This is a genomic window from Mesorhizobium sp. WSM4817 (genome assembly GCF_055811135.1).
Window position 1 is genome coordinate 29,754 of sequence record NZ_JBVVQQ010000025.1, and the last position, 20,847, is coordinate 50,600.

The following is a 20,847-nucleotide window of genomic DNA, read 5'->3' on the forward strand; positions in this document are numbered from 1 at the left end:
GACTCCTTCTGGCCGATCTCAGGCGCTGAGCGTCGCCAGCACATTTGCCGGGTTCATCGGCAAAGTGCGAATCCGCTTTCCGGTGGCGTTGTAGAATGCATTGGCGATCGCGGCGCTGGTCGCCACATTGCTTGCCTCGGCGATGCCTCGCGCGTCGGTCGACGACTGCGCCCCGATCTGCTCCATGAGCAGCACCTCGATCGCCGGCGTCTCGCGTGATCCGACCATCTTATATTGATCGACATTGGCGTTGAGTTGATGGCCGCTCGCCGCGTCCATGATGCGGTCCTCGTAGATCGCGTAGCTGATACCCTGGATGATGCCGCCGATCACCTGGCTCTCGACCAGTTTGGGGTTGATCGGCCTGCCGCAATCGCTGGCAGCGACGATGCGCTCGACCTTGACCACGCCGGTCTCGACATCGACCGCCACCTCGGCGAATTGGACACCGCCCAGCCCATGCCGGCTGATGGAGAGCTCTCCCGGCACCGCAAATCCCTCATAGTCGTCGTGCCGCTTAGCGAGTTTCGAGATTTCGCCGAATTTGGCTTCCTTGGCTGCATCCTTGAGCGGCCTTGCGGCTCCCTCCTTGCCGCGGACGCCCACCTTGCCGTCGGCGAAAAAGATGTCATCGGGATCGGCGTCGTCGAAAAGCGGCGCGAGGCGCGCGGCCAGGTCGCGTGCCGCCGCATAGGCCGCATTGCGGGCAGGCGCGGTCACCGACGCAGTCACCCGGCTTCCGCCGGACGGCGGTCCCCACGGGAACCGCGTGTCGCCGATAAAGACGCCGATGTCCTCGGCGTTGAGGCCGAACTCCTCTGCAACCACCTGGGCAAGCACAGTCCGCGTGCCGGTGCCGACATCCTGCGTGCTGTTGTAGACGGAGACCGACCCGTCATCGGCGACCCGCACCTCCACCGTCGTCGGAGGACTGACGACATACACCCACTGCGCCTGCGCCATGCCAATCCCCCGCTTGATCGGCCCGGCGTCGGCGTTCGGCGGACGCCGGCGGCTCCAGCCGAACCGCTCGGCCGCGACCTTGCGTTCATGTGCCCGTGCAAGCATGTCGTCGGTGGGCTTTGTGTCGATGCGATCGCGCAGGATCAGCGGGTCGAGTTGCAGCCGATCCGCGAGTTCGTCCATCGTCTGCTCGAGCGAGAAGATGCCCTGCACCTGTCCGGGTGCGCGGAAAGCCGCGCACGGGCCGGCATTCGTGAACACGTCATACTGCTCGGTGCGCATGTTCGGGCACGGATATAGCGCATTGTAGCAGAAGCCTATGCCGGCGCCCCCAGCGATGCCGCCGGAGCCCCAGCTTATGACGTCGATGGCGGTAAGGGTGCCATCTTGTTTGGCGCCGATCCGTACGCGCTGCAAGCTGTTGGGGCGATTGCCCGCCGAAACATGCTCTTCACGGCGGTCCAGCATCATGCGCACGGGCGCGCCAGCCTTTTGCGACAAATGAATGGCGAGGAGGCCGAAATTGTTGATCCCATATTTGGCGCCGAACCCGCCGCCGGTGAAGTCGCTGATTACCCGGATCTTGCTCTTGGGCAGATCGAAATATTCGGCGGCCTCGTCGCGCACGCTGTGCGTGTGCTGCGTGGAGGCATAAATGGTCAGCCCGTCATCCTGCCAATCCGCGACGATGCCATGTGTTTCCATCGGCACATGAGTCTGAACCTGCGTGCGATATTCGGCCTCGACGATCACGTCCGCCTCCGCCAGGCCCTGGTCGATATCGCCCGTGGGCGTCATACCCGGCATGCCGAAGTTGGGACCGCGCACATTGCCCTTCTGCGGCAAGCCTTCCGGTGCGCCGCCGCCGCCGGCCGTCGATGGCTGCTCGACCGGTCCTGGAAAGACGATTGGTGCCTCATCGTCCATCGCCGCATCGAGGTCAGTGACATGCGGCAAGCGCTCGTATTCGACCTTGACGAGCTTCGCCGCCTGGTCGGCGATCCGCTGCGTCTCGGCGGCGACCGCGGCAACGGTCTGGCCGGCGAAGCGGACCGTCGGGTATTTGTTGCGGGCCCCGGCGTCCGGATCGCGAAGCCTGGCGGATTGCAGCAGTGTCTCGAGCACATGTACAGCACGGACGCCGGGGTAACGCTCAGCCGCCGAGGTGTCGATCGAGATCACCCTGGCATGCGGCCATGGGCAGACGATCTGCCGTGCGTAGAGCATTCCCGGCAGTTGCACGTCGAATGTGTATTTCGCCGCGCCCGTCACCTTCTGCACGGCATCGAGCCGCGGGATCGACTTGCCGATGGAGCGCAGTTCGGCGTTCACTGGCAACTGCGGCGGCTCATCGTCCGGCACCTGCCGAGTCACCTGCCTCATCTCCTGCCCGACGATACCGTAGAGCAAGGACTGGGACCGTAACGAAGGCCGGTCGGCCCGTGCCTGATTTTCGGTAGCCATCAGGTGCCCCTCCTCCGATTCTCGCCGGCGACGGCGAGCACTGCCGCAAAGATGCTCGGATAGGTGCCGCAGCGGCACAGGTGACCGCTTATCGCGGCCTTCACTTCGTCGATGCCGGCGTCCGGTTTACGATCTATGAGCGCTGCGCAACTCATTACCATTCCGGGCGTGCAGAATCCGCATTGAAGGGCGTCGTGCTCGACGAACGCCTGCTGCACCGGATGAAGCTTGCCGCCCTCGGCCAGCCCCTCGATCGTGGTGATGTTCCTGCCCCGGGCGTCGAGTGCCAGCGTCATGCAACTGCTGGCAGGCTGACCGTCGAGCCAGACCGTGCAGGCAGAACAGGCTCCGCGATCGCAGCCGATTTTGGTGCCGGTCAGGCCGAGGTGATTGCGGAGGACGTCGACCAGCGTGGTGGCGGGTTCCGCCTGCACCGGGACGCGTCGTCCATTTATCGTGAGATCGATCGGGATCAGACCAGGGCCAAGCACTTCGTTGGCATCGTCCTGCATAGAACTATCAACGGCTGCCTGCGCCGCCCCTGCTTCCAGCAACGCCGCCCCTACGGCCGAGGTGCCACCGTGCTTCAGGAACGTCCGACGAGAGATGCCCGATCTCGTGGATCCCGGAACTTGACTGCGGCTCAATTCCGCCATGCTGTACCTCCGGATTTGTTACAGCGGTTACCAAAACTAGGTGATCGGATCAGCACCAAGCTAGGGGACCGATCGGTTCGCGCCAGACGCCATCACAACGAAGTGACCGTCGAGGCGATCGCGACGCTGGGCATGCCGTCGAGGGCACAAAGCGGCTTGAGGCTTACCATGATCGCCGGCGGCAGCGCCGCCGCCGCTGCGGATCGTCAGCAAAGAAACCGGGGCGGCGCGAGCCGCCCTTTTTCGTTGCTGCCGGGGCGCTGCCAAATGCTGCCAATCGGCTTGGCAGCACCCATTATAACCCATTGATAACAAAGAAAAAATGGTGGTTGTCGCAGTCTCTGGCGAACCGGTCTCTGTCCAATTTTCCCTGATAGGCGCCGAAAAACAGTGAACTTCGAGGTTTTTGAGGGCCTGACCCAATTTTCAATCAGAAATCGCTGCGCAGATTCAATGCTTTAGCGCCAAATTCCCTACACGTACTAACAGGGAATTGTTTAGCAGCTAGCAGGGAATCCAAATCGGAGCAGGCCAAGATGGCAAATCGCGGACTGGCGGCCGGCTCGCTAGCTCAATTGTCGAGCGCTACTGCTGGTTTGCTTGTCGGCCTATGGAAGATATGAGTCTCCCCTTACGCAATACGACTTGCTGACATCCTCGGAATGACCACCGTTCACGTCAACCGAACGTTGAGGGAACTCCGAAAGGCCGATCTCGTCTCGTTCAGGGGCGGCCATGTAAAGGTGATCAACCGCAAGAAGCTGGTCGAAATAATCGGATTCGACAACGAGTATCTCAGGTAACGGCTATCTCCTAGCGCGGCAACGCATGGGCCATTAGCAAATTCTCTGCCGGAAGACGACCCCTCGGCCGTCGCTGGAACAGTTCCAGCCGAGTTTTTCGGGACGACTGGTCGTGCGCGGCCTGGCGGGGCAGTGATATTATCTCGACCACACGGTATCCGCATCCGGCTTGCGGTGAAGGACGGGCCGAACGAAACTCAACCTCGTTCGTGTTGAGCAATATGCAGAAAGGTCCGATCATCATGACGGCGACACGGCCTATCGCGCGACGAGAGAGTGCTGCCGAATACGTGCAGGTGCCTGACACACTGCGGCAGACCTGACCACGCCAACGTCCACCTTCAGGAATCCTCCTCTATCGTTGCAATCGCCGCAGGCACTACCCGATCCGTCGTTCGACTACCAGCGGCTTGAGATGGCTAACCCGTGCCATCCCTGCGTCTTCAGGCAGATTGCCGCCCCGGGGTTCTAGCTTTACGTCGGTTTGCGGCGAAATTTAACGAAAAAGCAACCTATGTTAGTGACTACTTATAAATAGTCCTTACACTGCCCAACCTGTTCTCGCCAGGAGGGAGTGAGGAACTGCAAGAGACTCAATCCGAGGGCATCGAGTGCAGTTGGGGCGTGGAGTGCTCTACTCGACGCGTGTACTTCGATCGCGCCGAAGCGGGAGGCAATGATGACAGGAGAATCCTTTACAACAGTACTTGTCGGGCCGAGCGAGTTACTCCGAGAAGGCCTTAGTCGAATCCTGGATGCGACAAAGTTTCGTGTCCTTTTCTCTGCGGCTTGTGTTCACGATCTTCTGGAGAAGCCGCTAGCCCAGCACCGGTCCATCTTGCTCATCATAGATGTCGGCGGTACTGATGCGGATGCTGATTTCGCTCAAATTGCAGAATTCAAAGCGATTTATCCGACCAGCCATGTCGTCGCGTTAGCCGATCACTGTCGATCGACCGATATAGTTTCAGCTTTTCGTGCGGGGGCAGACGGGTATTTGATAAAAGTCGCTGCTTACGACACCTTCATCAAAGCTCTGGAATTGGTTATGCTAGGGCAGACGGTGTTACCTGCCGAAACTTCAACGGCTATTCAAGAAATAAGGCATGATCTGAAACCTGACGCAGCTGATGAGTTAACAAAGGTGGCTGTTAACGTGGAGCATGAGGATCATGAACTATCAATTTTGTCAAATCGGGAAAACTGTATTCTACGCCGCTTAATCGAAGGGGAGTCTAACAAAGCCATCGCGCGCGAGATCGACATTGCCGAAGCTACGGTGAAGGTACACGTCAAGGCCATCCTCCGAAAGATCCGGGTCCGCAACCGTACACAGGCTGCAGTTTGGGCGATGAACCATGGCATGCTTACTCCCGCATCCGGCAATGCCCCGTCGGGGAGCGACATGGCAACTCAGCCGTCTTACAATATATAATCATTCGGGCTGGTGCATTCGCTTTTGCCAAAGCTTCGCCCTGATATGAGCCTCCGCTATCTAGAACCATACGCTCAAATCATCCCCCGGCGATGGTAGCGCGGTGGAGACGGCATCGCAGGGGCGCATGAGGGGGACCCCACCAGTGTTACTGCCATTTTGAAGTTGAGGGCTTTATCAAAGTGGGCAAAGCAAAAATTACTTCTGGATTCTCGTTTAGCGAAGTGCGGATCGGAACGGTCGAGGGCGGAGAATCGGGGGTTCTGGTGTGGAAGTGCGACCAACTGGTGGCGGTCCTCACGCAGATCGACGAGGAAGCCTACTCGACGAAAGGCAAATGGTTTCTCGAGACGGGCTTCGGGCTGCTAAGCGGTTAGCACAAGAATTTCGATACGATAGAGGAGGCAATAAGATGGGTTGGCAGATACACCTTCCCCGAGCCTGCTTACACTGCAGATTGAGCGACCCTTCCGAGGCAATTGGTCCGAGTCCAAGCCCACACGCCAACCGCATATTCTTTAGGAAAACCCTACGCCAAAACACCCCTCATTAGGCGTAGGGCAGCATCGTCGTGGCCCATCCGGATTTCTCAAACCTGAGGCCTTGGGGAAGGGCACGAGCCCTGGTTTTCATCCGCTACGGGCGACGGCCATCGTGGCGCCGATGCGCGGCCGCCAGGGTTACCGGGGCTTTTCGCGGGCCGATGAAAGAAAAACATGAGGCGGCCAGTTCCGATTATGGTTACCTCGATACGATTGCCAAGATTGACGGCTTGGTCGATGTTCGCGTCTTAATTCATCTGGCGCGTCAAGCCGTGCATCAGGTCGTCCACGTAGCAAGCTTTGCCAGTTGCTGCGCGAAGGCGCTCACCTTATTGCGCCGCAAGCTGCCTCCGCCGCGTGAAGAGCGCGAGAAGCCGTTGCAGTTGCTCACGCCGATGGCAGCCTGCAGGTCCGTCAGGCGGTAATTGTAGCCGAGTTCAGGATAGCTCTCGTAGATCACCTGTTTCGAGCCGTGCCGTTGGCCGCCTAGCATGCATGACCTTGTCCCCTGCTGCTGGGGGTAGGGTCACGCGTGATCCGAGTACTAGGCGACGTTTGCAATCCGACGTAGGCGCAGGCTTGAACGCAGCGCCGATCACCCGGGAGAGTCTCAGTATAGCCCTATCCACGCCGTATTCTGAACATGAAGGTTAGCATTATATTACCAGACGAAATTTCTGGTTGTATAAGCGGAGTTTCGTTAAGACGATAAAATATCGTTTATCGTCGATGGGTGTCCTTAGTGATACTTATAGTGAATTCATATTTTAACTGGAGAAGCACATGAAGCACATGAAATGGATGAATTCTGAAAATGGAATACAGTGGGAACACTCGGAACGGTTGAACAACTTACGCGCGAGGGCGGAGACAGCCGCGTCGAGTCCGACATCGACCGAGACGACCGAGGCTCCCACTTCCGCCGCTTCCGCGCCGACGGAGACAGCCGCGTCGAGCCCGACATCGACCGTGACGGCCGAGGCTCCCACTTCCGCCGCTTCCGCGCCGACGGAGACAGCCGCGTCGAGCCCGACATCGACCGTGACGACCGAGGCTCCCACTTCCACCGCTTCCGCGCCGACGGAGACAGCCGCGTCGAGCCCGACATCGACCGTGACGACCGAGGCTCCCACTTCAACCGCTTCCGCGCCGACGGAGACAGCCGCATCGAGCCCGACATCGACCGTGACGGCCGAGGCTCCGACTTCCACCGCTTCCGCGCCGACGGAGACAGCCGCGTCGAGCCCGACATCGACCGTGACGACCGAGGTTCCCACTTCCACCGCTTCCGCGCCGACGGCATCCACGCAGCCGGCGCAGGGTCTTACCCACACCACCACACCGATCCAATCGGAGTACGATGGCCAGGTGATTGAAAATCTTGACATCTACGTCACCAACGGGGACGCGGTCACGATTACGCACGACAATGTCATCCTGCGCAATTGTCGCATTCATCACGTGGAAGGCGACGGGGTGTCGGTATCGGGCGCAACCGGCGTCACGATCGAGAACACCGAGGTCATCAACGCCGACCCGCCGGCGGGAATCGACGCCGAGACGAGCCCGAACATCAACAACATCAATGCAGAAAACGCCTCGAACCTGACCGTTCATAACACCACGGTGCGGGAAGGCTCGACCGGTATCTATCTCCTGAACTCGCCCGGCGCGGATCTTTCGCACGTCGATGGCTACGACTTCCATGGCCCGATGCCGCGCGGTCAGTTCGTCCAGTTCAACAACTCGGGCAATAGTTCGCTAACCGACTTCTATGCCGTCAACGACGCCGGTAGTTCGCATCCTGAGGACATCGTCTCGGTCTATGGTAGCCCGAATACGACGATCTCAAACGGGGTGATCGACGGTAACAACTCTCAGACCGGCGTGGCCGTCATGTTCGAGAACGGATCGACCGGCGGCAGGGTGGATCACGTTGACGCCATCCATCAGGGCAATGGCGCGTTCTCGTCCTACGCGAACGATGTGACCTTCGATCACACGAGGTCGTTCGACGGTATCAATGAGGACCAAGGCCGCGGGCTTCCCTCGTCGAATGGACTGATCTGGAATGTAAGCTCCGGCGGGGTCAGCGTCCTGAACTCGAGCTACACCAACCCTGGCAATCCCAACAACATCATTTGGGACAAGTCAAAGGCGGTCGTAGCAGACGTGCACGAGGATCCCACCGCCACCCCAGTGGCACACGTCGATAACCAGTTCGCCTGGGACTACGCAGTCTGAACAGGCGGCGCAACCGGCTGCAGCAGACGGTTGCGCCACACTTCAGCACGGTGTGATGGGGCAGGGCTCGCGCTCGGACCAACTCGGCGGGTGGTTCCGTCGGGGGATTTTTGCATGAGACCTCGCCTGCCCCCTGCCGCCTTCCTCTCTCGTGAACAGAGGCCTGAAGATGGCCAGGTTAGAGCGCCCTGCGACCGCTTCACTGGATTCGGATAATAGATGACAAATTTCTCCTTGCACGTGCCCTCGCCGCTGGCGGTGGCCTTGCGCAAGATCCGTCCGGGCCTCTGCGCGGCCGGCGGGCTCTCGCTCTTCATCAATCTTCTCATGTTCGTGTCTCCGCTCTACACGATGCAAATTTATGATCGCGTCCTAACGAGCCGTAATGCCGTCACGCTCGTCATTATTTCGGTGATCGTGGGCGTGTTGCTGATGACCTATGGTGCCCTCGAACATTATCGGGCTCGTATCCTCCAGCAGGCTGGCGTACGGTTCGACCGGCTCTTGTCCGGTCCCGCCTTCGAGGCGGCGCTTTCCTCGGCGCTGCGTGCCCGCGGATCGAATCATGCACAGACCCTGCGCGATCTCGACCTCATGCGCGACATTCTTTCGGGCGGCGTCATCATGGCGCTGATGGACGCGCCCTGGGCTCCGATCTACATCGTGATCTGCTTCCTACTTCACCCGTTGATCGGCCTTGTGGCCCTCGTCGGCGCGTTGGCGATAGTGACGATCGCACTCGTAAATGAGCGAGCGACGAAGGGCTTGCTCTTGCGAGCCTCGCTCACGAACACTCGCGCGATCGACAGGCTGGGCTCCTCGCTGCGCAATGCAGAGGCAATTCGGGGGCTCGGGATGGGGCCCGCTATCCGGTCATGGTGCACCGGAATCCGCGAGGAAGCGCTAGGTTACTCCGTCAGCGCGGGCGAGCGCGGCGGCACACTTCTTGCGTTGTCCAAGTTTCTGCGCATGGCCATTCAAACGGCCATGATGGGCATCGGTGCGTACCTGGCTATTAACCAGGAAATCTCCGGGGGCGTCCTGTTTGCGGCGTCGCTTATCATGGGTCGGGCACTTGCCCCGATTGAGATCATGGTGGCGCAATGGAAAAGTATCGTGTCCGCGCGCAGCGCCCATGCGCGCCTGGAACGCATATTCGAGGAGAACCCGCCCATTGCAGGACGCGTGCGTCTGCCTGACGTCAGGGGTACGGTTTCCGTCGAGAACCTTTTCGTCCTCGCCCCCGGTACGAACACGCCGGTCGTCATGGGCGCGACGTTCACGCTGAAGGCGGGAGAGGTCGTCGCCCTCGTCGGGTCATCGGGCTCGGGCAAATCCTCGCTCGCGCGTGCGCTTGTGGGTGCGTGGCCGCCGGCGCAAGGATGCGTGCGACTCGATGGCAACGATTTGCGCCATTACGATCCGGACCAACTCGGCACCGCGCTCGGCTACCTGCCCCAGGATATTGAGCTGTTCTCCGGTTGCGTGCGCGACAACATTGCGCGCTTCCGAGCTGACGCGGCCGATGCGCAGGTGACCGAGGCGGCAACACACGCCTCTGCGCACGAGATGATCCAGCGCCTCCCCAACGGGTATATGACCGACATCGGGGAGGATGGAGTCGGACTGTCGGGTGGGCAGCGGCAGCGGGTCGGTCTCGCGCGCGCCCTGTTTGGCAAGCCGAGCTTCGTCGTGCTCGATGAGCCTGATGCCAATTTGGACAGCGATGGCAATCGCGCACTGATCCGGGCAATCGAAGGGTTGCGGAGAGACGGAAAGACCGTTGTGATCGTGACCCACAGGCCGAACCTCCTGTCGGCGGTGGATCGAATGATCATCATGCAGGAAGGACGAATAGCGCAGATGGGCAGTCGTGACCAGTTGCTGCCGTCGCTCGTCGGCCCGAACGTAGCGCCGGCACCGCGGCGGCCCGTCTGGGATGGAGGGCGCGCCGGATCGCCGGCGTCAGATCCAGCGCACTCTCTCCTCCGCCGGACACGCGTCGATGCATAACGAGTCGAAAACAATGATAATGCCTGACACCTCGAAAAGGACTGCAATCATAGCACGGGTTCGCGGGCTCCCGACGCGGACGGCCCGCTCGACCCCTGCCTCCGCTTGTACAAGCGCGGTGGGGCCGACACTTTCCGCGCTCTTGCGTGCAGGACGGTTGACTCGAGCTAGCTTCCCGCAGATTTTCGCGCCGTTAGATTTTGCCGGCTCAGACCACAAGCCGGCGCACGCAAACCTCTCCGGCGACTGGCGCAAGCCCGCGCGGATGGGCTTTGGCATCGTCGTGCTGACCTTCGGCATCCTCGGCGGGTGGGCCTCTCTGGCCAGCCTCGACAGCGCGGTGGTCGCTTCGGGTACAGTTGTGGTCGAAACCGACCGCAAGGCGGTTCAGCACCTTGCGGGCGGTATCGTGCGTGATATTCTCGTCTCGCCCAACGCACATGTGACCGAGGGTCAGGTGCTCGTGCGCCTTGATCTCACCGAGGCGCAGGCGCAGGGCGAAATCGCGAGGTCCGCCGTCTTCTCGCTGCTTGCCGAGCAGGCACGGCTGCAGGCGGAACTGGACGGAGCCGAAATGGTCACTTTCCCGCGCGAACTCACGCTAGGGAACGCCCCCCTGGCCCAGCGCGCGATGGAAGACCAGTTGCGACTGTTCATCAAGCGCCGCTTGGCCCGTACGAACGAGATTCCCATCTTGCAGGAGCGCATCGCCCAGTCCGAACGGAAGATCGAGGCCGTGCAATCCCAAAGCGAGGCTGTCCGTTTGCAGATAGAGAGTATCACAGAAGAGCACGACATGCTGGCGCCCTTAGCCCATAAAGGCATCATTCTGGGCACGCGGCTGACCGCGCTCAAACGGCAGCAGGCGGATCTCCAAGGTCAGCTTGGTGCCTTCCTTGCCGGAATAGCGGGCGAGCGCCACACTATCGGCGAGGCGCGACTCCAGATCGAGCAAGTCGGGCGCGAGGCCATCGAAGAGGTCTCGGCACAGTTTGCCGAGACCAGTGCCAAGCTCGCCGACGCCGGCGAAAAGCTGCACGTTGCAGATGACGTGCTCAACCGCACCGAAATACGCGCGCCGCGGTCCGGGCGCGTTGTCGGCTTAAAGGTACACACGATAGGAGCCGTGGTTCGCCCCGGCGAAACCTTGATGGAGATCGTCCCTGATGACGACACTCTGATCGTCTCAGCGAAGATGTCGCCGGTCGACATCAACAATGTTGCCGAGGGCCTTCCTGCCGAGATCCGACTGCCTTCGTTCAAGGCTCGCTCGACGCCGGTCGCGATCGGCGAGGTGCAGACCGTTGCCGCGGACGCGCTCCATGACGAAGTCACTCGTGAGCCCTACTACGAGTTGAAAGTTTCCGTGCAGGTCTCTCAGTTCCCCGAACAGGTCCGCGAGAAACTTAGGCCCGGCATGCCGGCGGAGGTGATCGTTGCTACCGGCGAGCGGACCGTGCTGTCCTACTTGACGCAACCGCTGACGGACGCGTTCCGTCTCGGCATGCGCGAAAACTGAGCCTTTGCCGGGCTGCTGGCATCCTGCGGTCAACCCCTTCCCTTAGACGGGATCAGGGTAGACCGCAGAGACGCGGCAATATGGCAGGGTGGATGACCGCTGGGGCAAAGATCGGGCGAAGCGCGCTTCCGTTTCCACGGCCGCCTCCAACCGACTTAGGCGTTCCGGACTACACGTCATCTATGATCGGCCAGAACGACCAAAGGAACCATTCTAACGCTTGCGGCCAGGAGTGCGTTTCTTGCTGCCCCATCCATGTCCGGGACGTGCGCCATGCGATTTGGCAATAGCTTGCGAGTTCAGGCTCGTGCCAAGCAACAGGGCAATGGATGGAGGTGTTACAACAGCAAAACGCCCGGCATTCTTTAGAAATTCACGACGTGCCTGTTCTTCTGGGACAAGTTTATCTGTCTTTCCTTTGGAATATTTCTCGCTCTTCATCAAACGTACTCCAGCCAGGGCGATAACTCTAACCACACAATCTGTCATATGCGACTCGTAAAGACAACGCGCCATCAGATACAATTCAGGAAATTAAGTATTACTACACTTTTGACCCGAGATCGCCGTCAAGGAGGATGCTCGTGGCGCGGCGTCCAAAGTCGAGCGGACTCCGTCGGCCCAAGCCATCGCCATGTAGAAGTCGCCACATACCCCACAGCGAATTGCCGACCAGGCGCAATGGAACGCCGAGGACGGGATGATACAAGGGGAAGACACGCCGCCAGTGTTGAAAGCGAACCAATGGGCGCCGCACATATTGCGCCGGTGCTCTGACGCCAAAGAAGTGACTCAATGCCAGGAGTTGAGTATCGAACGCGTTCCGCGCGCTTTGGTCGGGCAAGGATGTTCGAAGCACCGCCCAATCCAGCTTATGCTGTTCCGCCAGCCGTGCCAGATCATAAAGGTGGCGAAAGTCGGTCCTTCCGCGCCAGTAGTCCGCCTCCTTGATGAGATCATGCATGATCCAGTGGAGGGCCCGCGACTGTGGGGCGGGGATTTTCGCCCTAAGGCCGTGACGGCGCGCAAGCCTCGGGAGCTCGCGGTCAATCTCCCGGTACGGCCGGAGCTCCAGGAGACCGACGTCTTGCGGGCGAGCCATGCCACCAGCGACCGTCACTTCGGCATAGCCAAGCTTGGCAAGGCAAGCCCGGGCAGCCCCCTCCTTGGCCGTTTCCACAGCCAAGTCGAGATCGCTCATGATTCTGTCGGGAACCCTGCCGCTGGACGAAAGGAACAAGGGAACGGCCCCTTTGAGCAGGACCGGATCGACACCCTCCTGATTGAGGGCAGCAACGGCTTCATTCAGCTGCCTGCGCAATCGCAAATTGCGTTCCCGGTTGCAGCGGTAAATGAACTGAAGATACTGACCCACGTCTTCGGGAACCCGGTCAAGCTGGCCCGTGTGCGCAAGAGTGGCGAACAAGACGGGAGTAAGCAGAGTGTGGTTGGCGAGTGCAATTACCGCCTGCCAGTCGGCCGTTACCACCAGGCGACCGCTAAGTCCCGCGATCAGGGCCTCGAGCGCATCCCTGGTGGGCTTCATCGGCACGCCGCCTTCAGCAGCTCCAACGCGTCATCCAATTTGGCATAGGTCAGGCAAAAGCCCTGTGCAGATCGGATGACTTGGCAAAGAACGTCGAACGCGGTGCTGCTTAGCTCCTTATTCCGCGCAAAGGCGCCGTTCAGCAAGCCACCCAGGATGTCGGTCGGGCCAATCACCCGCAGGGAAGGTTTGGCATCCTGCGTCCGACAGAGCAAGACCACCCAGCCCACGGGCCGGGGAACGGGAGGGACATGATCCTTAACCACAAGAAAACGCACGCGCCGGCGATCGGGGCGCCGGTAAACCGGAGACCTGCCGAGTTCGGGGAAATATTGTCCGAGAATGGACCATGATCCCGATTTGACTGCAGGCGCAAAAGCAAGGCCGATACCCTGTCCGGCCGAGTCGAGAAGTGTCACATCGTCTGCCGCGAAGCCAAACCCCGCGTGGATCAGCGCCAAGGTCAGCGTCGTCTTGCCCGAGCCAGGGTTACCACAAAGGAGGAGCGTGCGGCCGTTCTTGAACAGCGCCGCCGCGTGGAGGGCGAGTTCATATTCACTGTGCCCAAGCACTTCGGCCAGCAGTTGCCCTTTGACCATAATGGGTATCTCGTCTCGACCACAGGAATCAGTCCAGTGGCCATCCCGGAACAGGTGGATCCGCTCCCCACGCTCAACCAGATGGAATAGAACGTCGACGGCCCTGTTTCGAACTTCGAGATGCTGAAATACGGTCGCGGCTGGAAAGGCGACGGCCGCCGGATACAGTATTCGCACACACACGCCTGGAACAGCAACAACCTGGCAGATATATTGATGAGCCGCGGTTGGACACGGCGGTGGAGCAGGCTGGATTAGGCCGAGCCGTTCCCAGTTTTGAAGGGCAGCCTCGACATAGCCATAGGCCTCTTGCCTATCAACACCACGGGCTGCCATCTCGCCCAAGATAGCCTCGACCGGCACGCCTTCTTCAAGCGAGCGCCAGATATCCGCCGCAGTGTCATTGAGCGCAAAAACTACCCCCTGCGCTGAACTGAGCAGGATATTTTGCCCTTTGATGCATGCAAGCCGACCTTGGGGAACTAACCTCGCCGTAGCATACTCGACAAGGGGAGGCCCCGCAGTTCGGTCAGTGGTTCGGATTTGTTGCGGACTCACAGAGCCGTCATCCTCGTTTGGCTGCGCGTAGAGATCGTTCCATTCGAGTGGAACTCACGAGCAGAGAGACACGATCATCGTTAATCGCTCGAGTCATAGCATTCCTCTCCGCTCCCATAGCGGTAACTTGCCAAGGCCGTTGCCGTCCGGGCACTTTTGCTTCACGTCGCAGGTTATGCATTGAGCCGTCGCTATGTTTCGCACTGATCATCGCTTGCATTCATTTGTTCTGTAACAGCGCCTTTGCTAGTAGAGCCGCACAGCTCATGGTGTCGAGCCTCACCCAAAGTACAAAGTTGGGCTAGAATGCGTTTCGCCCCGTCCAGATGCGGGGGATGGTCAGAAGCAGGATCTTTACGTCGAGCCAGACCGACCAGTTGTTCACGTACCACATATCGTGTTCGACACGCTTGATCATCATGTAGCCATCAGGCGTCGCGCCGCGCCAGCCATTTATTTGTGCCCAGCCGGTGATCCCCGGCTTCACCTTGTGTCGAGCCTGATAGAGAGAGATGATCTGGCTGTATTCGCTGTCATGCGCCAGCGCGTGCGGCCGTGGGCCTACCAACGACATGTCGCCCTTCAGCACGTTCCACAGCTGCGGAATCTCGTCGATACTGAACCTTCTCAATATGCGCCCAACGCGGGTGACGCGGGGATCGCCCCTGCAGGCTTGAGGGACAACGAGCCCGTCCTCCAGGATCGTCATCGTTCGGAACTTGTAGATCTTGAACGTGCGGCCATTGAACCCGGCCCGACGCTGACAGAAGAGCACCGGCGCCCTGGATTCGAGCGCAATCAGCGCCGCTACAACGGCCAAAGGGGGCAGAAGAAATGGAAGGGCGACAGTGGTCAGCACAAGGTCCAAGAGCCGCTTCGTAAGCAGCTGAGGCGCCGTCAGGGGCGCGCGCTGCAGTTCTATCGCCCTCGTCCCCCCCAGGTTGACCACAGGTCGCTTCAAGAGCGCGCTAACGACGTGGTCCGGAAGGAGCCTTACGGGTACCGCAACCACGCAAAGGTGAGCCGTGATTTTCTCAATCAGGGATATGTCAGCCCAACTGACAGCAAGGATTATCTCGTCGACAGAACGCCGACGCACATGTTCAATGAGCTTATCCATACACTCAAGGAGCGAGCCCTCGCTGGATGCAGCCGGCAATGTAATCGTTTGGCAGACCTCGCATCCGGAAGCCTCGATTGCCTGGACTACGCCACTTGGCACGCGCACGTCCGATTGCGTTACGATCACTACTTGCGGTTTGGCAAGCATGTCCGAGCTGGTCAAGGAAGCAATCAGTCGTACGGCGCCCAAGCGCACGAAGATGATGCCGCCAAGTCCCGTCACGAAAAACAGCATGACGGCTTCGCGCGAGAAAATGTCTCCCACCTTGAGTGCAAGCGCCACGACCGACAGGCAAAGAAAGACCGCCGTCCAGATCGGCACGACCTCCTTTATCTGAGAGGCCAGCGACCTCGGCTCGGAACTCAGATACAGGCCGCGCGCATATGAGGAAGTCGAAAAAAGGGCGGCTACAGCAACACCGAGCCCGAAGTTCCGGCCGTACTCGTCGCCGAAATGTCCGAAGCTCACAAGATCATATACCATTCCCGAGACGATGCTGAGCAGCACGACGGACATTGCCTCTAGAAGCGGAAACGACTGCAGAAGAACATTGGCCTTGAGGGGCACGTTCCACCGCGGTGCGTTTGACGTGGCGCCCGCACGAGGGCCTTCATGAAGAAGTGCCATGACGTTCTTCTGCGTTCAAAGCTGCATCCATCCACCAATGTCGTGACGACCGCCCCTCCTACGGCTGAAAACCACGAAAATGCCCAGCGCGACTGCATCCGCCGCTTGATCATTGCCCCTTCACGCGAAGTTCGATTGCCCTGGCCGCGGTAGCACTCGGTTCTTGGTTGAGAGATTGGCAGCGACACTGTGCGAATCCAATTCGGCATAAGCTCTAACCCCAAAGGGCAGAGCTGGCGGACACACGACCTTTCCTTGCCCGCTTCCAACGCCTGTTAGCCCTTCGGAGTGCCTCGAAATGAAAAGCTCGCGCGCAGAACTGGAGCGGCGGACGCTCCGACGGAAGCAACCGGTTCGGAACTGCCGCTCTTTCTCTTTATTTGAGCACCGTTTGAGCATCGAACCCGAAACCGGTTCCCACCTTCAGGCCTGATCGTCTAGGCGAGCGCGATTGCACCGGCGGCGATCCGTCGCAGCTGGAACTTGCGAACGTGGAGTCGCTGGAGCGGCTCCATGCCGATCGTGGCAAGGATGTGCTCCCAACGGTAAACCCAATCGTGCCTTTCTAGGCAACGGACCGCGCTTGTCCGGCGCAACAATTCTGTGCGGCGGGGGTTTGCGTCGAGTTCGCCAATTACGTCTGCGATACTGCTCGAGTCTGGTGATACCTCGATCACCGCGTCTGGCCAGTCAAAGTGCTCGCTGAATTCGGCGCATCGCGGCGCAGTCCCAAGCATGACGGCGCCGCCCGCGGCCCCTTCGAAGAAACGGGCAGGCAGCACCTGCTCGCCGGCAACCGTGACGGACTTGGAGTTTGCAAGCGCCGCTGGACTGAAAGCCATGAAGTGGCGCGTGCGCCTGATGATATTGGCGAGCAGCAACCGATGCTCATGCCAGTCCCTGACCCGGGAATCTGTGCTTGCGAGCGTGTCGTAGAGATAGAAGTAGTCCCGCTCTTCGGCCAGCTTCAGAAGCTGTCCGTGTATCTTCGCGGCTCGGTTGCCGATCGAGTATACGTCGATCACGCGTTTGACCGGCGACAGGTACGGCGTTGCAATGAGGCCGTCGACAGCCGTGGCAAGAAAGGAACAGGGCGTGCGGGTGTATTGAGGCAGGCGCGGTATGCACGCGCTGTGCAACAGGAACACGTGGTCGAACTGGTCCAGGAGCTTCAGATATTGGCGGTTCTCTTCGAGCGTGCTCGACCAGAGTTCGAAAAGATACGCGACAGCAACCTTGCAGCGGCCGCGCCAGTCGTGGATCCGAGACAATTCAACAAGACTTTGCGGGCTCCAGGCGACGAAGAAGAAAAGGTCATAGTCTTGGGTGAGCCGAACATGCTCGATGGTTGGTGCGTTCCTCAAGCCTAGCACTTTGCGAATCGCGCTCGTCAGTCTGTTGAAGTCACGCTGAACGTTGTGAGGGTCGTGCTTTGGCAAGATGGGGTGAAAGTATCTCGTCAGGTAGTTGTCGATGCCGGGGGCGATCAGATCGGCATCCTCGCATTCGGCGACGATGCGGCAAAACTCATACGCCAGCGCGAAGTGAGCCCGGTCCTTCGCATTGAATTCGGAGGCAACCAGTGTACGTCTCTTCAAGGAATTCTCCCGGCAGTTGTCGTTCGACTTTCAACTATTCGGCAGCCGCAGGTTGGCCCGGCGCATGGTGCTCCAGTGCCGGGAGGGGTTGCCGACCCAGGATCATGTCTGCTGCCTTTTCCGCGATCATAAAGACAGCGGCCGAAGTGTTGGCCGAGGGAACGGAGGGCATGATGGAAGCATCAACGACCCGCAGTCCCTTGAGGCCGTGGACGCGCAACTGGCGGTCCACGACAGATCCAACACTGTCGGATAGGCCCATCCGGCACGATCCGCACAAATGGTAAGCGGTCAGCCCGATTTCGCGGGCAAACTGCAGCCGGTCGGCGTCGTCCGTTATTTTCGGGCCGGGAAGCTCTTCCGTGCAGTTGTAGCGCCTGAGCTCGGAGGCCCGAAGCAGCTGCTGCAAAGTCTTCATACCGTTGATAACGACCTGTCGGTCCTGATCATCGGCGAGATAGTTGGGCTGGATGAGCGGAGCTTGAAACGGATCTGCCGAGACCGCCCGAACATGTCCGATGCTCTTCGGCCGCAACTGATAGTAGCCAAGCTTGATGACCGGAAACCGCCGCGCGCCGTGGTCGCTATAATTGCCCAGGGCAAGGTCAAGCTGGATATCGGGGGTGGAGTGAAGATCCCGCGAGTTGGCGAACCCGTAGACGAGCGACGGGCTGACGGCGAGAAAGTTCGGGCGGCCCAGCATCCATTTCGCTGCCTCGCGCAGGAGGGCGACGCCGTGTCCGCTGACCGTTTCGATGCCCTCCACCCGGGCGATCAGGTGGACTATGTAATGGTCCTGAAAATTTGCACCGACACCGGGCAATTCGTGCACGACCGGAATTCCAAGGCCGGAGAGCATACTCGCAGCGCCGACGCCTGACAGCTGCAGCAGCTTTGGTGAGTTCGCCGCGCCAGCGGAGAGGATCACCTCCCGACGGGCCTTCACACAGCTCGTGGGATGACCCGGCCCTCCTCGTGCATATCGAACGCCGATGGCACGCTTTCCCTCGAACAGGACGGCAGTGGCCTGCGCGTTCGTGCGGACGTCCAAGTTCTTCTTTCTGGCGATCGGCCGCAGGAAAGCTCGCGCTGCGCTCACGCGCCATCCGTTGTCGATATAGCGCTGATAGTAGCCCACGCCGGCTTGGCTTGCTGAATTGTAGTCGGGATTACGCGGGATACCGGCATTGAGTGCGGCCTCGATGAATGCATCACATAGTGGATGTCGCCAATCGCAGTCTGTAACTGGAAGCAGTCCGTCCGTCCCGCGGTAGAAGGGATCGCATGCCCCAAGCCTCCGCTCGGTTCTCTTGAAATAGGGCAGCACGTCGGCATAGCGCCAGCCTCGATTGCCCTGAAGGGCCCACTCGTCGAAGTCCGCAGCCGCGCCGCGGTTGTAGTTCATGCCGTTAATTGCGGTCGAACCGCCTAGTGTCTTGCCCTGCGACATCGGAATAGAACGGTTGGCCGTCCCCGGACTAGGCTCCGTTTCGAACTGCCAGGCATATTTCGGATTCGAGGATGTCTTGTAGAGTCCCGCCGGAATGTGCAGAAGGATACTGCTGTCGGCCGGCCCCGCCTCGAGCAGGCAGACCTTATTGGTCCCGTCAGCCGCCAGACGATTGGCCAAAACGCAGCCTCCCGCCCCGGCTCCGACGATCACATAGTCAAAGACGTCCGCTTCAACCGACATCGCCTCGCGCTCCGCTTATTACCAGCTTCGGAGAATGGCAGGGAATCCGGCAGATGGCACTTTGCCCATCGGAATTAAGCCTTATGAAGGGCTTTCGCGGCGGGCGGAATGGAGAGATGGTGTGCGGAGTGCTGTGCGGGCATAAGCCTGCCGCCGATGTGCATTCTTCGGGAACCTGCGCGCCGCTGGCGCACTGGGGGAAATGGGGATGCGTGACGACAACCTAGCCGAAGAAGCCGCCGCGCCGAGAGGTTGGGTTTGTCTGCATCTCGTTGGCCACCTCGACGTCTCCGCACAAGCCGAGTCGACGTTTAGCGCCCGAACTGGGCGGGCTGATAGATTCCATGTCGGGCGGCCGGCAGTCTCTTGAACCCCCGCGCCTTAATCGGCGCCGTCTCCTTGCCGGGCTGCTGGTGCTGCCAGCCCCGGGTGTCGTCGGTGCAGCGGTGCATCTGGCCCAGGGGGGATCGGGCGGTAAATTGTTCGGGGATGCCGTCTCCTTTCTGCGTCCAAGCGGACCCGTGCTCACGCGTGCGGATGGCCAGATCATTGAAAATCTTGACATTTATGCCCCCCATGACAACGGGATCACGGCACTCCATCAGGGCGTCATCGTCCGCAGCTGCCGCATTCGTCATGCCATGGGCAGCGGGATATACGCCCGGGGAGCCGCCGGAATACGCTTGCAGGATCTCGAGATCGATCATGTCGGCGTTCCCCCCTCGGGGACCGGACCAAGCCAGAACCGCAACAACATAGAGCTGGAAAGCTGCCCCGATGCGATCATCATCCGTGTCAAGGCGTCCCGCGGCTCCTCCAATATCTATGTTGTTGACTGTCCGGGCAGCCAGATGAGCTTCCTCGAACTCCACGACGCGCGCGGGCCGTTCCCCCGTGGACAGAATGTGCAGTTCAACGGCTCTCCGGATACGAGCCTGGAAGAATTCTCGGCCGAGAACGGTCCCACCTCCTGGACCGAGGACAATATTTCCGCCTTTCACTCGGATCGCTGTACAATTCGACGTGGACTCGTCTTCTACAACAACAGCCCCACGGGCGCTGGCGTCATGCTGGAGGGAAGCTTCAATTGCCGGGTCGATGACGTCGATGCCGTTCAACAGGGCAACGGCGCCTTCTCGGCCGTTCCGCAGGGTAAGGTCGGCAGTGGCGGTTGCATGTTCAACCGCTGCCGGAGCCGGGACACCTACAATGAGCCACGGGACGGCAGGGACGCCCCGACATCCAACGGCCTGTCGTTCCATACCCGGATATCAGAAGGCGCTGAAAAGCACAGCGTTAGGGACTGCTGCGTCTACGCGCTCGCCAATCCCCGCAACATCATCTGGCAAAGGGCGGCGGTGCATGCCGGTTGGTCCATCGAGCGCAAGGTATTTGATCCCAGACCGCCATTGCGGCTTGCCTTCGACTGGCAGTGAGAGAGTGCGCTGGTGCGTCGAATCCGAC

The 20,847-nt window shown here is 60.2% G+C and carries 16 protein-coding genes and 1 pseudogene; 7 read left to right on the forward strand and 10 right to left on the reverse strand.

Annotation, left to right across the window (positions count from 1 at the left end; genetic code table 11):
* Positions 1 to 18: 18 nt before the first annotated feature.
* Positions 19 to 2,427 (reverse strand): xanthine dehydrogenase family protein molybdopterin-binding subunit, encoded by a 2,409-nt coding sequence (locus AC0L2K_RS27385; protein WP_473532874.1) that lies wholly within the window; start codon positions 2,425 to 2,427, stop codon positions 19 to 21.
* Positions 2,427 to 3,083 (reverse strand): (2Fe-2S)-binding protein, encoded by a 657-nt coding sequence (locus AC0L2K_RS27390; RefSeq protein ID WP_473532875.1) that lies wholly within the window; start codon positions 3,081 to 3,083, stop codon positions 2,427 to 2,429. The genes AC0L2K_RS27385 and AC0L2K_RS27390 overlap by 1 nt, the downstream gene beginning before the upstream one ends.
* A gap of 662 nt (positions 3,084 to 3,745) precedes the next feature.
* On the opposite strand from AC0L2K_RS27390, the gene AC0L2K_RS27395 reads away from it, so the two are divergent.
* The 3 genes from AC0L2K_RS27395 (at position 3,746) to AC0L2K_RS27405 (ending at position 5,698) form a co-directional block, all read left to right on the forward strand.
* A complete protein-coding gene (locus tag AC0L2K_RS27395) occupies positions 3,746 to 3,886 on the forward strand; it encodes a helix-turn-helix domain-containing protein (protein WP_128246330.1) in 141 nt (46 codons plus the stop codon).
* Between the two features lie 679 nt (positions 3,887 to 4,565).
* Positions 4,566 to 5,321: a LuxR C-terminal-related transcriptional regulator gene (locus AC0L2K_RS27400; RefSeq protein WP_287062366.1), complete on the forward strand. Its 756-nt coding sequence runs from the start codon at positions 4,566 to 4,568 to the stop codon at positions 5,319 to 5,321.
* A 182-nt stretch (positions 5,322 to 5,503) separates the two neighbouring features.
* Positions 5,504 to 5,698 (forward strand): hypothetical protein, encoded by a 195-nt coding sequence (locus AC0L2K_RS27405; protein WP_287237961.1) that lies wholly within the window; start codon positions 5,504 to 5,506, stop codon positions 5,696 to 5,698.
* Positions 5,699 to 6,140: 442 nt separating this feature from the next.
* On the opposite strand, the gene AC0L2K_RS27410 is transcribed toward AC0L2K_RS27405, so the two are convergent.
* Together AC0L2K_RS27410 and AC0L2K_RS27415 are read right to left on the reverse strand one after the other, a co-directional pair.
* A complete protein-coding gene (locus tag AC0L2K_RS27410) occupies positions 6,141 to 6,356 on the reverse strand; it encodes a DegT/DnrJ/EryC1/StrS family aminotransferase (RefSeq protein WP_353842957.1) in 216 nt (71 codons plus the stop codon).
* 274 nt (positions 6,357 to 6,630) lie between these two features.
* Positions 6,631 to 7,251, reverse strand: coding sequence for a hypothetical protein (locus AC0L2K_RS27415; RefSeq protein ID WP_473532876.1), 621 nt, complete (start codon positions 7,249 to 7,251; stop codon positions 6,631 to 6,633).
* Between AC0L2K_RS27415 and AC0L2K_RS27420 the strand changes: the two genes are divergently transcribed.
* The 3 genes from AC0L2K_RS27420 (at position 7,232) to AC0L2K_RS27430 (ending at position 11,639) form a co-directional block, all read left to right on the forward strand.
* Positions 7,232 to 8,107: a right-handed parallel beta-helix repeat-containing protein gene (locus AC0L2K_RS27420; RefSeq protein WP_287237963.1), complete on the forward strand. Its 876-nt coding sequence runs from the start codon at positions 7,232 to 7,234 to the stop codon at positions 8,105 to 8,107. The genes AC0L2K_RS27415 and AC0L2K_RS27420 overlap by 20 nt on opposite strands.
* 219 nt (positions 8,108 to 8,326) lie before the next feature.
* Positions 8,327 to 10,120, forward strand: coding sequence for a type I secretion system permease/ATPase (locus tag AC0L2K_RS27425; protein ID WP_287237964.1), 1,794 nt, complete (start codon positions 8,327 to 8,329; stop codon positions 10,118 to 10,120).
* Positions 10,121 to 10,385: 265 nt separating this feature from the next.
* Entirely contained in the window at positions 10,386 to 11,639 is a 1,254-nt protein-coding gene (locus AC0L2K_RS27430; protein ID WP_473532899.1) for an HlyD family type I secretion periplasmic adaptor subunit, read from the forward strand.
* Positions 11,640 to 11,864: 225 nt separating this feature from the next.
* Here AC0L2K_RS27430 and AC0L2K_RS27435 read toward each other — a convergent pair.
* The 6 genes and pseudogenes from AC0L2K_RS27435 to AC0L2K_RS27460 form a co-directional block, all read right to left on the reverse strand.
* Positions 11,865 to 12,080, reverse strand: a pseudogene (locus AC0L2K_RS27435) (hypothetical protein); the annotation flags it as partial.
* Between the two features lie 103 nt (positions 12,081 to 12,183).
* Positions 12,184 to 13,185: a nucleotidyltransferase family protein gene (locus tag AC0L2K_RS27440; RefSeq protein WP_287237966.1), complete on the reverse strand. Its 1,002-nt coding sequence runs from the start codon at positions 13,183 to 13,185 to the stop codon at positions 12,184 to 12,186.
* Positions 13,182 to 14,342: a PqqD family peptide modification chaperone gene (locus AC0L2K_RS27445; protein ID WP_287237967.1), complete on the reverse strand. Its 1,161-nt coding sequence runs from the start codon at positions 14,340 to 14,342 to the stop codon at positions 13,182 to 13,184. Before AC0L2K_RS27445 ends, AC0L2K_RS27440 begins: the two co-directional genes overlap by 4 nt.
* 301 nt (positions 14,343 to 14,643) lie before the next feature.
* Positions 14,644 to 16,092: an exopolysaccharide biosynthesis polyprenyl glycosylphosphotransferase gene (locus tag AC0L2K_RS27450; RefSeq protein WP_287237968.1), complete on the reverse strand. Its 1,449-nt coding sequence runs from the start codon at positions 16,090 to 16,092 to the stop codon at positions 14,644 to 14,646.
* A 437-nt stretch (positions 16,093 to 16,529) separates the two neighbouring features.
* Positions 16,530 to 17,690, reverse strand: coding sequence for a glycosyltransferase (locus AC0L2K_RS27455; protein ID WP_473532877.1), 1,161 nt, complete (start codon positions 17,688 to 17,690; stop codon positions 16,530 to 16,532).
* A gap of 34 nt (positions 17,691 to 17,724) precedes the next feature.
* Positions 17,725 to 19,383 carry a GMC family oxidoreductase gene (locus AC0L2K_RS27460; RefSeq protein ID WP_287237970.1) on the reverse strand — a complete coding sequence of 553 codons (1,659 nt, stop codon included), beginning with the start codon at positions 19,381 to 19,383 and terminating at the stop codon, positions 17,725 to 17,727.
* A gap of 344 nt (positions 19,384 to 19,727) precedes the next feature.
* On the opposite strand from AC0L2K_RS27460, the gene AC0L2K_RS27465 reads away from it, so the two are divergent.
* On the forward strand, positions 19,728 to 20,819 hold the full coding sequence (locus tag AC0L2K_RS27465) for a right-handed parallel beta-helix repeat-containing protein (protein ID WP_287237971.1): 1,092 nt from the start codon (positions 19,728 to 19,730) through the stop codon (positions 20,817 to 20,819).
* Positions 20,820 to 20,847 lie beyond the last annotated feature (28 nt).

What these genes read in the sequence shown, in the direction of transcription:
- AC0L2K_RS27450 (WP_287237968.1), bottom strand. Translation starts at nt 16,092, where the DNA reads ATGGCACTTCTTCATGAAGGCCCTCGTGCGGGCGCCACGTCAAACGCA.
- AC0L2K_RS27385 (WP_473532874.1), bottom strand. Translation starts at nt 2,427, where the DNA reads ATGGCTACCGAAAATCAGGCACGGGCCGACCGGCCTTCGTTACGGTCC.
- AC0L2K_RS27415 (WP_473532876.1), bottom strand. Translation starts at nt 7,251, where the DNA reads ATGTCAAGATTTTCAATCACCTGGCCATCGTACTCCGATTGGATCGGT.
- AC0L2K_RS27400 (WP_287062366.1), top strand. Translation starts at nt 4,566, where the DNA reads ATGACAGGAGAATCCTTTACAACAGTACTTGTCGGGCCGAGCGAGTTA.
- AC0L2K_RS27390 (WP_473532875.1), bottom strand. Translation starts at nt 3,083, where the DNA reads ATGGCGGAATTGAGCCGCAGTCAAGTTCCGGGATCCACGAGATCGGGC.
- AC0L2K_RS27430 (WP_473532899.1), top strand. Translation starts at nt 10,386, where the DNA reads ATGGGCTTTGGCATCGTCGTGCTGACCTTCGGCATCCTCGGCGGGTGG.
- AC0L2K_RS27440 (WP_287237966.1), bottom strand. Translation starts at nt 13,185, where the DNA reads ATGAAGCCCACCAGGGATGCGCTCGAGGCCCTGATCGCGGGACTTAGC.
- AC0L2K_RS27425 (WP_287237964.1), top strand. Translation starts at nt 8,327, where the DNA reads ATGACAAATTTCTCCTTGCACGTGCCCTCGCCGCTGGCGGTGGCCTTG.
- AC0L2K_RS27410 (WP_353842957.1), bottom strand. Translation starts at nt 6,356, where the DNA reads ATGCTAGGCGGCCAACGGCACGGCTCGAAACAGGTGATCTACGAGAGC.
- AC0L2K_RS27395 (WP_128246330.1), top strand. Translation starts at nt 3,746, where the DNA reads ATGACCACCGTTCACGTCAACCGAACGTTGAGGGAACTCCGAAAGGCC.
- AC0L2K_RS27460 (WP_287237970.1), bottom strand. Translation starts at nt 19,383, where the DNA reads ATGTCGGTTGAAGCGGACGTCTTTGACTATGTGATCGTCGGAGCCGGG.
- AC0L2K_RS27465 (WP_287237971.1), top strand. Translation starts at nt 19,728, where the DNA reads ATGTCGGGCGGCCGGCAGTCTCTTGAACCCCCGCGCCTTAATCGGCGC.